This is a genomic window from Nonomuraea rosea (assembly GCF_039539705.1).
In the GTDB taxonomy this organism is placed as follows: domain Bacteria; phylum Actinomycetota; class Actinomycetes; order Streptosporangiales; family Streptosporangiaceae; genus Nonomuraea; species Nonomuraea rosea.
Genome location: NZ_BAABDQ010000090.1, coordinates 1 through 12000, shown reverse-complemented (window position 1 = coordinate 12000; position 12000 = coordinate 1). Strand labels below are relative to the sequence as shown.

General features: G+C 69.5%; 9 protein-coding genes and 1 rRNA gene. 2 read left to right on the top strand and 8 right to left on the bottom strand.

What is annotated here, in order from left to right; all coding sequences use genetic code 11:
* Positions 1 to 82: ribosomal RNA gene (gene rrf / locus ABEA43_RS67035) — 5S ribosomal RNA — on the top strand; the annotation flags it as partial.
* A gap of 1122 nt (positions 83 to 1204) precedes the next feature.
* On the opposite strand, the gene ABEA43_RS67030 is transcribed toward rrf, so the two are convergent.
* From ABEA43_RS67030 to ABEA43_RS67020, 3 genes are all read right to left on the bottom strand, one after another.
* Positions 1205 to 2464: an epoxide hydrolase family protein gene (locus ABEA43_RS67030; RefSeq protein WP_345581167.1), complete on the bottom strand. Its 1260-nt coding sequence runs from the start codon at positions 2462 to 2464 to the stop codon at positions 1205 to 1207.
* A 157-nt stretch (positions 2465 to 2621) separates the two neighbouring features.
* On the bottom strand, positions 2622 to 3077 hold the full coding sequence (locus ABEA43_RS67025; RefSeq protein ID WP_345581164.1) for a MarR family winged helix-turn-helix transcriptional regulator: 456 nt from the start codon (positions 3075 to 3077) through the stop codon (positions 2622 to 2624).
* A gap of 161 nt (positions 3078 to 3238) precedes the next feature.
* Positions 3239 to 4012 carry a PhzF family phenazine biosynthesis protein gene (locus tag ABEA43_RS67020; RefSeq protein WP_345581161.1) on the bottom strand — a complete coding sequence of 258 codons (774 nt, stop codon included), beginning with the start codon at positions 4010 to 4012 and terminating at the stop codon, positions 3239 to 3241.
* A gap of 167 nt (positions 4013 to 4179) precedes the next feature.
* Here ABEA43_RS67020 and ABEA43_RS67015 point away from each other — a divergent pair, with 167 nt between their 5' ends.
* A complete protein-coding gene (locus tag ABEA43_RS67015; protein ID WP_345581158.1) occupies positions 4180 to 4566 on the top strand; it encodes a cell division protein SepF in 387 nt (128 codons plus the stop codon).
* A gap of 55 nt (positions 4567 to 4621) precedes the next feature.
* Here the strand turns inward: ABEA43_RS67015 and ABEA43_RS67010 are convergent, their stop codons facing one another.
* From ABEA43_RS67010 to ABEA43_RS66990, 5 genes are all read right to left on the bottom strand, one after another.
* Complete coding sequence (locus tag ABEA43_RS67010) at positions 4622 to 5953, bottom strand: hypothetical protein (protein ID WP_345581155.1); 1332 nt, start codon at positions 5951 to 5953, stop codon at positions 4622 to 4624.
* A 120-nt stretch (positions 5954 to 6073) separates the two neighbouring features.
* Entirely contained in the window at positions 6074 to 7801 is a 1728-nt protein-coding gene (gene argS, locus ABEA43_RS67005) for an arginine--tRNA ligase (RefSeq protein ID WP_345581152.1), read from the bottom strand.
* Positions 7798 to 10185, bottom strand: a complete 2388-nt coding sequence (locus ABEA43_RS67000; RefSeq protein WP_345581149.1) for an HAD-IC family P-type ATPase — start codon at positions 10183 to 10185, stop codon at positions 7798 to 7800. Before ABEA43_RS67000 ends, argS begins: the two co-directional genes overlap by 4 nt.
* Before the next feature lie 40 nt (positions 10186 to 10225).
* Complete coding sequence (gene plsX / locus ABEA43_RS66995; RefSeq protein WP_345581146.1) at positions 10226 to 11245, bottom strand: phosphate acyltransferase PlsX; 1020 nt, start codon at positions 11243 to 11245, stop codon at positions 10226 to 10228.
* Between the two features lie 293 nt (positions 11246 to 11538).
* Positions 11539 to 11811 carry a LiaF domain-containing protein gene (locus ABEA43_RS66990; protein WP_425570771.1) on the bottom strand — a complete coding sequence of 91 codons (273 nt, stop codon included), beginning with the start codon at positions 11809 to 11811 and terminating at the stop codon, positions 11539 to 11541.
* Positions 11812 to 12000 lie beyond the last annotated feature (189 nt).

The following is a 12000-nucleotide window of genomic DNA, read 5'->3' as shown; positions in this document are numbered from 1 at the left end:
CATTCCGAACCCGGAAGTTAAGCTTCTCTGCGCCGATGGTACTGCACTCGGGAGGGTGTGGGAGAGTAGGTCACCGCCGGACAATCTTTTGAAGGGGCTCGACGCTGAACGCGTCGGGCCCTTTCTGCGTTTCCGGGGTGGGTGCTGCTGGTTTCCCGCCCCGACCAGCTCGAACAGGTTGGAAAGCTACGCCTCCGGGCAAGCTACGGCACGCGGGCGCCGACGCAAGGAACGGCGCAGCATGCAGCCCTTTGTCTGGGCACCACACGCAAAGCGCAGGCGGCCACCGACTCTGCGGTGTGTGGTGTCTGTGCGGGCTGAGCCGGCCGCGTGCGCCTTCGAGCTCCTAAGCCATCCGTTAAATGGCTATGGGGGCGCAATGCCTCGCGGAGAGGGCCCGCACGTTCGCACGACTCGCACGTTCGCGCCTCGCGCTCCAGGCCCCAGCGCTCGCGCCCTGCCCACCGGCGTCCACGCCACGCCACGCATATCAAGCCACGCTCCGCGCATCACGCCTCCCGGGCCCCATGCCCTGCACCCCTCGGCAAATCATCGAGGCAGACCGGTCATCTGGCACAGGCGTCCGCATCATTGCTGGGGTCCGAGTGTGCCGAGGCTGCACACTGCGCCCGGACCGGCGCATCCAACGGTCCTGGGCTGTGCCATTCGATGCCTCAGGACGTAGGTTTCCGCCCTATCGTGCCGCAGGCAGCCTGCCGCAACGCCCGCATGCCGCACTTCCCGGCATGGTGGAGTGCTCCATCCCCCTACACGGGTGCGCCCCACTCCCCATGCCGTAGCTCGGCGCGCCTAGGACCGTGTCGCACCGCGTAGTGCTGCAAGTCCCGGAGTGCGCCGCACGGTGCCGCATTGCATGCTGCCGTAACCCTTCGCATCGCGTTGCTGCCGCACTCCCCGCACCCCGGCGCCGCATCGTGTCCAGCGCCGCATCGCGCCGGATGGTGCCATACCTTCGCGCCTTCGCGCCTTCGCGCCGGTGGGTGTGTCGTGCCTCCCGAGCCACGTGATGCCGTGTGCTCGGCACGTCCCGCACGTCATGGCACCGCGCCGCACGATGTGGCGGTGCGGCGGCGTGGGGTGGCATGTGGGCGCGCGTCGGGGGTTGCTGTGGGGGTGGGGTGGCGCTTGCGGCGGGGGCTCGTCGGCATCCGTGGCGGCTGGGCGGGAGCGTAGTGGGCTTGGGTCAGCGGCGGGTGCGGAACGTGTGGCGTAGGTCGTTGACCCACTCGTCCGGGATCTCCCAGGGGATGAAGTGGCCGCCGTGGTCGTGGACGTTGAGGTTGACGTGGTTATACCAGGGGCCGCGGTCGCCGTCGACGAAGCTCTGGACTCGCTGGGCGGTCGTGACGCCGGGTGGGTTCTCGTAGGCGACGAAGGTGATGCCGGTGGGCGCCTCAACGGCCGGCTGGCGGTCGTGGGACGGGGTCCATGGGTAGCGGTTGTTGTTCGCGTACGTGCGGATAGAGGTGCCGATCGCGTTGTTCACCCAGAAGATCATGGCGTGCGTGAGGAGGTCGTCTTTGGTGAATACGGTCTCGATGTCGCCGCCGTTGTCGCTCCAGCTCATCCAGCGTTCGAGGATCCAGGCGAGCATGCCGGCCGGTGAGTCGGACAGCCCGTAGGACAGCGTGCTCGGCGCCATGACGTGTGCGGCGAGGTGGACGGCGAAGCGTCGCTCGAAGGCAAGGAGCTGCGCACGGACGTCGGAGGGCAAGCCGTCCGGAATGGGCCGGCCGCCGCTGAGGTCCCAGGCCCGGTCGCCGTTGAACAGGGTGAGCTTCTGGCCGGAGCCGATGTGGATGGCGTAGAGCTCGTCGGCGTACTTGTGGCCGAGCTGGCCGGTGACCAGCGCGCCCACGTCGCAGCCGGCGGCGGCGTACTTGGTGTGGCCGAGGGTCTGGGTCATGAGCGTGTGCCAGAGGTCGGCGACCTTCCAGAAGTTCATGTCCGGGTTGTCCGGCAGCGGGGTGGAGAATCCGAAGCCGGGGAACGAGGGGACGATCACGTCGAACGCGTCGGCGGGGTCGCCGCCGTACGCACCCGGGTCGGCCAGGGGGTCGATGACCTTCGACCAGTGCCAGAACGTCCACGGCCAGCCATGTGTGAGAATCAACGGCACCGGATCGGGACCGACTCCAGGCTTGCGCATGAAGTGCACGGGAACGCCCTCGACCTGGACCTGGTAGTGCTCGTAGGCGTTGATGGCGGCCTCGGCCTTGCGCCAGTCGTAGCCGGTACGCCAGTAGTCGACGAGTTCCTGCAGCAAGGGGCGCTTGACGCCGTAATAGCCGTCCTCGTTGCCTGCGTCGACCGGCCAGCGGGTCAGGGCCAGGCGTTGCCGGAGGTCGGTGAGCACATCGTCGGGCACGTGGATCGGCGTCGGCTCCAGGGGGAATGGCCGGGGCTCGGTGCGTTGTGGCGGTGTGGTGGGTTCGTGGCTCATGGGCATCTCCTTCCGTCCCTGTTCAGGGCTGAGCTTGTCGGGTCGGTGTCCGTTTGGAGTGGGCCTCTCCGCATCGGTTCAGGCCGGGCGGGGAGGATGTCGCCGTCGATCCCGGCTGAGCTACTACTTTGTGGCGTGTCTGGCGTCGTCCCCCCGTTCACGGCGCTTGCGGGCTTCCGTGGAGTTCGACCAGGCGGGCGAGGGCGGGCAGGGCTGCTGCGATGGCTGCCCGTTCGGCGGGCGTGAGGCCGGTGGAGAGCGTTTCGAGGTGGGCGATGCGGTCGGCTCTTCGTCCGTTGACGATCGCGGCGCCTGCCTCCGTGACGTGCACGAGGATCGCGCGGCCGTCCGACGGGTCCGGTTGGCGGGCCACCAGGCCCTCGCGCTCCAGCTTGGTCACGGTCTGCGTGATCGCGGGTTGTGTCACCTGCTCGCTGGCGGTCAGCTCGCTGAGTCGCTTCGGGCCGCTGCGTGTCAGCGTGTGGAGCACGGACAGCGTGGTGAAGCTCAGCCGCTGTGAGGTGGGCAGCCGGATGGACATCCGGGTGAAGTCCTCCAGCACGGCGGTCAGGTCGGCGATGCTCAGCTCGGAAGGCTGGTCGTGGGGTGACACGACTCCGAACCTAACAGAAACTTATTTAAGTTTCTAATCTAATTGGGTGAGCGTCCTTCTCCGGAGAGGCATGTGGCTCCGGACGTGTGATGGCGAGGGTCCCGTGGTCGGGGTGCAGGCCGACATCCGCCGGGCCCGGTGGCCGGGGTTGGTGGGGGCGGTCAAGCGGCAGGTACGTGCAGCGTTCCTGAGGTGATCGTGACCGCATGGCCCGCAAGGTGTACGCGGTCACCGTCGTGCGTCACGCGCACCAGCCCGCCCCTCGCCGAAAGCTGGGCGCCGGTCAGGGAGGTGCGGCCCAGGCGGACGGACCAGTACGGCGCGAGCGCGCAATGCGCCGACCCCGTCACCGGGTCCTCGGGCACGCCGACATTGGGGGCGAAGAAGCGGGAGACGAAGTCCGTATCCGTGCCTCGCGCGGTGACGATGACGCCCCTCGCGTCCACGGCGGCCAGGGCGTCGATATCCGGCGCGAGCGAGCCTACCGTTTCCGCTGACTCCACCTCCACCAGCAGGTCAAGGTGGCTTTTTGCGACGTGTACCGGTGTGACGCCGAGCGCTTTCTCCAAGCCGGCCGGAAGGGCGGCGGGGGCCGACTCCTTGGCCGGGAAATCCATTGTGATCATGCCGTCCGGCAGCCGATTCACGGTTAGCGTGCCGCTGGCCGTACTGAATTCGACCGGGCCGGTGGCGGCTTCCGTGGAATAGAGGACGTGTGCGGTCGCCAGCGTGGCATGACCACAGAGCGTGACCTCCACGGCCGGTGTGAACCAGCGGAGTGAATCTCCGAGCAGGAAAGCGGTCTCGGAGAGGCTCATCTCGCTGGCTACGCTCTGCATCCACCGGTCAGTAACCGGAGAGTCCAGCAGGCAGACCGCTGCGGGATTACCCTTGAAAGCTGTGTCGGTGAAGGCGTCCACAGTGAAGAGGCGCATGTGGCCGATGCTATACGGGGGCGGATATCCAGATGCAAGCAGGTTGCAAGCCGTACAAAATGGAATTAGGGCTGGGCGTGTCGCGTGGCGAATGCGGAATCGTCGGTTACCGTCCAATGTGTAGGGACGTGCCGATTACGGTGAGTTCCTGAGGAAAGGACAAGCCGATGGGGGCAGTGCGCAAGGTGGTGAGCTACCTTGGCCTGGGCGGAATCGACCAATATGACGAGGGCTACGACGACGACGGGCAGTACGAGGACGAGTACGTCCCTGCCACCGAGCGGGCCGCCAGGCGGTGGCGCGCGAACGTCGACTCGTCACGCATCGTGATGGTCCAGCCGCTCAAGTACAACGACGCACCGTTGATCGGTCAGCACTTCCGTGACGGCCAGACGGTGATCATGGATGTCACGGGCATGCCGATGCCTGAGGCGACGAGGATGGTGGATTTCGCCGCCGGGCTGGCCTTCGGGTGCGAGGGGCGGATCGAGCGCATCGCCGACCGCGTCTTCCTGCTCGCACCGGCTCACGTCGAGATCGAGACCACTCAATAGCAACGATTCGCCGAGCGGACCGCCACCCGGGCAGGGCGGCAGTCCGGGGAGCGGGTCAGGCAGCTCGCGGGCCGCGACGGATCAGCCGGGTCAGCTCGGTTGCGTCGTCAGCGGCCTGCTTCGCGCGTGCGTCCGCTTCGCGGGCGTACGCGTGCAGGGCCCACACCGCTCCCTCAGCCAGCTCCTTGAGCTCGCTGACCTGGGCGGCCACGTAGCGGGCATCGGCCTCGGCGAGCTTGCGGCGCTGCCAGAGCTGCCAGCCGGCCAGGCCGATCATGGCAACCCCCGCCCCCGCGAGCAGTCTGCTGGCGAACACCGCGCCGATCAGGCAGGCCACGCCCGCGACGATCAGCACCATCGCGGCCCACGGGCGCGGCCGTGGCACGACTCCCTCGGTCACGATGGCGTGCTCGGCGGCGGCCAGCGAAGCCTCGTCCGGCCCCTCCGGGCGCAGGTGGATGCGGTGGCCGAGCAGCGGCACGGTCAGCGTGGCGGGCGGCGCCAGGCCGCTGTCGGCCTCGAGCTCCTCGGCCACACCCCGCAGGATCGGCGCCGCGACGTGCAGGGCGATCGCCGCCAGGTGCGGATCCGCGCCGGGCCGCAGGTCATCGAGCAGGTACGAGTTGAGCGAGGCCATCGGCCCGGCAGGACCGCCGAGCCCGATCAGGGAGCGCAGCACCGCCAGCGGCTCGTCCTCGGCCCACGCCGTGGTCGGCCTGCCCGAGCTGTTGTCGAGCGGGGCGGAGGAGTCGTGGTCGGCCTGCCGCGCCGAGGTGATCTCCGCGCAGCGTCCGCGAAGCCTGGCCAGCCGGGCGGCCGCTACGGACGGGATGGCCAGCTCCGGGATCTCCGCCATCTCCGGGAAGTCCGCCAGCGACGGCGGCACCACGACCGACGGCTCGCCGGGCACGAGCGCGTGCACCCACTGCTCCGGGTCGGCGTGCTCCTGGACGGCCAGCGCGTCGAGCTTGCGCAGCACGAAGATCTTGCCGGCCGGGCCGTAGGCGCCCCGGGCGGCGGCCAGCCACAGCGAGCGCTGCCCGTGGGAGACCGGCCGGTCGAGGGACAGCTCGCCGAAGGCGGTGCCGAGCCAGGAGGCGTGGATGCGGCTGCCCTGCCCCGAGACGGCCAGAGCCAGGCAGAGGAAGAGCGCCGTCTGCTGCTGGTCGCGGCCGGCGGCCTTGCTCAGCGGCTCCAGGGGGTCGTCACCGGCGATGATGGCGACCAGTGCTTCGATGGCCGGGGGCAGCCAATAGCCGGGTATGTCGCGAAAGCCCGGGGCGGCGGGAGGCGCGGTGCCATTGGCGGCGAGGTGCGCCAGCAGCGCTTCGGCGTAGCGGTGCAACTCCGTCGCGGCAGGGGGACTCGCAGTCAGGTCCGTGCTCAAGGCAGAGAACTCCCCCAATTCGGCCTCAGTTCATGACCGCGTAAAGCCTAACCGTATGGGCGCGCCAACTCGGTGGAGGCGCGCCCATGACGGAACGGGAGACTTTGAGCCAACTGCCTGTTACATGCGCTCGGGGACCGGGACGCCCAGAAGGTCGAGCCCGGTCTCCAGGACGCGCAGCGTCAGGGCGCAAAGGGCCAGGCGGGAGGCCCGGGTGTCCGGGTCGACGCCTTCCTTCAGGACCGGGCACTGCTCGAAGAAGTCGGTGAAGGCGGTGGCGGTGGCGTAGATGAACGCGCACAGCCGGTGGGGCTCGCTGTCGGCGGTGGTCTGCGCCAGCGCCGAGCCGAACCCGAGCAGCTGCAGGGCCAGGGCGCGCTCGGCAGGAGCGCCGAGGACGATGGGCCCCGTCGCCGCTGCCGGATCCACGCCGCCCTTGCGGAAGATCGAGCGGATCCGCGCCTGGGCGTACTGCAGGTAGGGGGCGGTGTTGCCGGTGAAGCCGAGCATGCGGTCGAAGTCGAGAACGTATTCGCTGTCGTGACTGACCGACAGGTCGGCATATTTCACCGCGCCGATGCCGACCGCGTGCGCGATCTCCTTCTGCATCTCCGCGTCGTAGCCCCGGTCGGAGATCGCCGCCGCCGCCCGGTCGATGGCCTCCTGGAGCAGGTCCATCAGCTTGATGGACTCGCCGGAGCGGGTCTTGAACCTGCGCCCGTCCTTGCCCAGCATCATGCCGATCTGGACGTGCTCGGCCGTGACCGTGTCGGGCAGCCAGCCGGCCATCCGCGCGGCCGCGAACACCATCCGGAAGTGCAGCGCCTGCTCGGAGCCCACGACGTAGAGGATGCGGTCGGCCTTGAGGTCGTGGACGCGGTAGCGGATGGCCGCCATGTCGGTGGAGGCGTAGCCGTAGCCGCCGTCGCTCTTCCTGATGATGAGCGGCAGCGGCTTGTCGTCAGACCCGGTGAAGCCGGGCGGGAAGAGACACAGCGCGCCCTCGCTGAGCACCGCCGCGCCGGAGGCCTCCAGGTCGTCGCAGGTCTTCTCGAGCATGGTGTTGTACATGCTCTCGCCGGCCAGGTCGGCGTCGGTCAGCGTGACGCCGAGCAGCTCGTAGACCTTGTTGAAGTAGCGGATGGTGGCGTCCATGAAGACGTGCCAGAGCCGCATGGTGTCGGGGTCGCCCGACTGCAGCGTGGTCACCCGCACGCGGGCCCGCAGCTTGAAGTCGTCGTCGCCGTCGAACTTGGTGCGCGCCGCCTGGTAGAACTCCGTGCCCAGGCCGGCCTCGAGCTGCGCGACCGCGGCCTCCTCGCCGATGTCGAGCAGGTGCTCGATGAGCATGCCGAACGGCGTGCCCCAGTCGCCCAGGTGGTTTTGCCTGATGACGGTGTTGCCGAGGTGCTCGTGCAGCCGGGCCAGCGAGTCACCCACGATCGTGGTGCGCAGGTGGCCGACGTGCATCTCCTTGGCCGCGTTGGGCGCGGAGTAGTCGATCACCACGGTCTGCGCGGGCGTGATCGTGCCGACGCCGAGCCGCGGGTCGGTCAGCATCTGCCGGGCCTCGGACTGGATCCACGAGTCGTCGAGGGTGATGTTGAGGAAACCGGGGCCGCTGACCTCGACCGTGCCGGGGAAGTCCGACAGCTCCGCCTTGATCGCCTCTGCGACCTCCCGCGGTGCCCGTCGCAGGCGCTTGGCCAGGCTCATCGCGACGTTCGCCTGGAAGTCGGCGAACTGGGACGGCCGGATCAGCGGGTCTGCGTCGGCGTGCTCCGAGCCGAACGCGCGGGCCAGCGCCTGCTGGACGCGCTCGGTGAGCACTATCTGCGGGTCGGTCATGTTCTAAGACTACCGGCGAGCTTGACCGCGATGCTGATCGCGGCGGCAGCGACGACCGAGACGCCGACCGCGGTGAGATCGTTGCTGAGATCGCCGGGTTCGAGGGCGAAGAAGGCCCTGACGAAGGGCATCGACAGGCCGATCGCGAACAGCGCCGCCATGGAGCCCACCAGGACCACCCGCCACCAGTTGAGCGGCCTGGCGATCAGCACGAGCACCCACCAGGTGGTGAGGAAGAGCGTGATGACGGCCGACGTCTGGTCCTCGATGAGCGTGGACGTGCCGCTGTGCGCGGCCCAGAACGACAGCAGCACCGCCACAGCGCACAGCACTCCCGCGGGGACGGCGAAGCGCAGCACCCGGCGGACGAACCCGGGCCTGGAGCGCTCAAGCGTGGGCGCGAGCGCGAGGAAGAGGGCGGGGATGCCGATGGTCAGGGCGTTCGTCAGGGTCGAGTGGCGCGGCGCGAAGGGGAACATCACCCCGGCCACCCCCACGACCAGCGACAGCACGATGGCGTAGAAGGTCTTGGTGAGGAACAGGTTGGAGACGCGCTCGATGTTGGCCAGCACCCGGCGGCCCTCGGCGACGACGTGCGGCAGCGTGGCGAACTTGTCGTCGAGCAGCACCACCTGGGCCACCGCCTTGGTGGCCGGGCTGCCCGCGCCCATCGCGATGCCGAGGTCGGCGTCCTTCAGCGCGAGCACGTCGTTGACGCCGTCGCCGGTCATGGCCACGGTGTGGCCGCGGGCCTGCAGCGCCGCGACGAACTGCCGCTTCTGCCGCGGGCTGACCCGGCCGAAGACGGTGTGGGAGTCCAGCAGCTCGCCGAGCTTGCCCTCGTCGTCGTCCGGCAGGGTCCTGGCGTCGATCGAACGCTCGCCGCCCGGGATCTCCAGGCTGGTCGCGATCGCCGAGACGGCGGCCGGGTTGTCGCCGGAGATCACCTTGATCGTCACGCCCTGCTTGGCGAAGTAGCGCAGGGTCTGCTGGGCGTCGGGCCTGACGCGCTGCTTCAGCGTGATGAGCGCGACAGGTTCGACGAGCGCTACGGGCGCGACCAGATCGACGGACGCGCTCAGCGCGCCGTGCTCGCTGGGTTCGGCGTGCTCGACGGCGGTGGTGTGGTTCCCCCGCGCGGGACGGCTGTTCCCGTCAGTGGGGAGGGTGGCCGCGCGGCAGAGTGCCAGCACGCGGGTGCCGGTGGCGGCCAGCTCGGCGGCCCTGTCGTAGCCGTCGCCGCCGTCGAGCAGCACGTCGGGAGCCCCCAGCAGCCAGGCGCCGTGCTCGCCGAAGTCGGCGCCGCTCCACTTGCGCGCCGAGGAGAACGGTACGGTCGCGCCGGCCGCCCAGCCGTCCCCGGCGTCCGGGTAGCGGGCCCTGATGGCCTGGGCGGTGGCGTTCGGCCGGCGGTCGAGGTGGGCCAGGGCGGCCAGCGCGGCGTCGACCGGCTGGCCGCCGGACAGCGGCAGCACCTGGTCGAGGTCCATCCCGCCGGCGGTGAGCGTGCCCGTCTTGTCCAGGCAGAGCACGTCCACCCTGGCCAGGCCCTCGATCGCGGGCAGCTCCTGGACCAGGCACTGGCGCCGGCCCAGGCGTACGACGCCGACGGCGAAGGCGATCGAGGTCATCAGCACGAGCCCCTCGGGAATCATGGTGACGATGCCCGCGACCGCGCCGGTGATCGCGGTGCGGAAGTCGGCCGAGTTGCTGAGCTGGCTGTAGATCAGCAGGGCGCCGATCGGGATGACCAGCCAGGTGATGTACTTGATGAAGTTCGCCACGCCCTCGCGCAGCTCGGAGTGGGCGAGATGGAACTTGCTGGCCTCTTCCGCGAGCTTCACGGCGTACGCGTCGGTGCCGACCTTCGTGGCCACGAACGAGCCCTCGCCCGCGACCGCGAAGCTGCCCGACAGGACCTGGTCGCCCGGCTGCTTGTGCACGGGGTCGGCCTCGCCGGTCAGCAGGGACTCGTCCACCTCCAGCCCGTCGGACTCGATCACCTCGCCGTCGACCAGCAGGCGGTCGCCGGGGCCGAGCAGGATCAGGTCGCCGAGCACCACCTGCCGGGGCTGGATCAGCCGCTCGCCGCCGTCGCGCCGCACGCGTACGGGAGCGTCGTTGATGACCGCTAACTTGTCGAGCGTGCGCTTGGCGCGCAGCTCCTGGATGATGCCGATCAGCGCGTTGGCCACGATGATCAGCCCGAACAGGCCGTCCTGCCACTCCCCGAAGATCAGGATCAGCGCCCAGAGCAGGCCGATGACCAGGTTGAACAGGGTGAAAACGTTCGCTCTGATGATCGCGCTCAGCGACCTGCTCGACCGTCGCGGCACATCGTTGGTCTTCGCCCCCGCCACCTGTGCTGAGGTGAGCCCGTCCACATAACCCCCCGTTGCTGTGGATCGGTGCCACCCTATGGGCTCACCACAGTCTGTGGGAGCGATGCGTGGCGGCGATCCGCTCGCCGGTCTCCGCGACGACGCCGTCCGCCGACAGGTCGGCCGCGAGCTGGCAGGCGGCGCTGATCGCCGGCGCCTTGGACGAGCCGTGGGCGATGACGACGGTGCCGTTCAGCCCGAGCAGCACGGCCCCGCCGTACGCCTCCGCGTCGAGGCGGCGGCGCAGCTCTCGGAGGCGCGAGCGTTGCATGGCCGCGCCGAGCCTGGCCAGCCTGCTGTCGTTGATGGTCTCGCGCAGCTCGCTGAAGGCGTAGCGGACGGCGCCCTCCATGGTCTTGAGCGCCACGTTGCCGGTGAAGCCGTCGGTGGTGATCACGTTCACCTTGCCGGTCAGCAGGTCGTGGCCCTCGACGTTGCCGGCGAACTCCAGGCCGGGGGAGCCCTGCAGCAGCTCGTGGGCGCGTTTGACGACCTTGTTGCCCTTCTCCGCCTCGCTGCCGATCGTGAGCAGGCCGATCCTGGGCGATTGGATGCCGTAGGCCAGCTCGGCGTACGCGGCTCCCAGGTGGGCGAACTGCACCAGCATCTCCGGTTTGGCCTCGGCGTTGGCGCCGGCGTCGAGGAGCAGGGTCGGCGTCGGGAGCGTGGGGAGCGCGACGGCTATGGCCGGTCTGAGCACGCCTTGCTGGGCTTTGAGCCGGAGCCTGCCGGTGGCCACGATGCCCGCCGTCGAGCCGGCTGACACGACGGCGCTGGCGTCGCCCCTTCGTACGAGGTGGCAGGCGATCGCGATGCTGGAACGGGGGCGGCGCAGGCTGGCCAGCGCGCCCTCGTCCATCGCCAGGGCCTCCTCGGCCCGTACGATCGGGACCTCTTTGGTGGCGTCGTGGTCGGCCAGGGCTTCGTACACGATGCGAGGTGAGCCGACGAGCACGACGGGCAGGCCGCGCTCGCGCACGGCGTGCACCGCTCCCGCCACGATCTCCTGCGGCGCGTGGTCGCCGCCCATGGCGTCGAGCGCGATGGGCCTGCTCTCGGACAATGATCACCTCGTACGGCATCGAGCCCGCCGTCACGGCTTGGCCGGAACGCGGGCTCGGTATGTCCGCATCGAAGGCAAGGCAGGTGCCCATTAAACCGGCGGGTAGGCCCTGTTGGTTCCCGGGCAGGGGCGTTCCAGTCCCGCCCCCGGCGCCGGGCCGGTCTCAGCACCCCGGCAGCGCCGGTCTCAGCGCCGATTTCAGCGCCGATTCCAGGGCCGGTTCCGGCGCCGATTTCAGGCCAATGCCAGCGCCGGTTCCAGCGCCGGCACCGGGGCCGGTTCCGGGGCCGGTGTCAGTGGAGGTTCCAGTCGTCCATCCCGCGCGAGACGATCACCTTGGAGAACATGGACTTGCCCGTCACCCTGATCAGCGGCCCGTCGGCCTGGCTGCCGCCCGTGACGTTGCGCTTGCCGAAGATCGAGCTGCCCTCGTCGATGACGTTCGCGTTGTCGGGCACCCGGACGATCACCTTGCTGAACCGGGCGTCGGTCTCGACGGTGATCTCGCGTCCTGGCAGCACGGCGTCCGACAGGTCGATGATCAGCGCGCCGAACCGGGCGGACAGCTTGGTGTGCCGGGAGGCGACCCAGCGCCCCTTACGGACGATCTTGCTGAACTTGGAGCCGACGTTATCTTCGGTGACTCTCAGTCGTGCATCAAGTACTTCAAGTAGTGTGAGCGGCTACTTGACGCACAGTATCTGGGGGTCCGTACGGCATGTTGGGCAGGTCAGGTGCGGCCGAGCGGCACTACC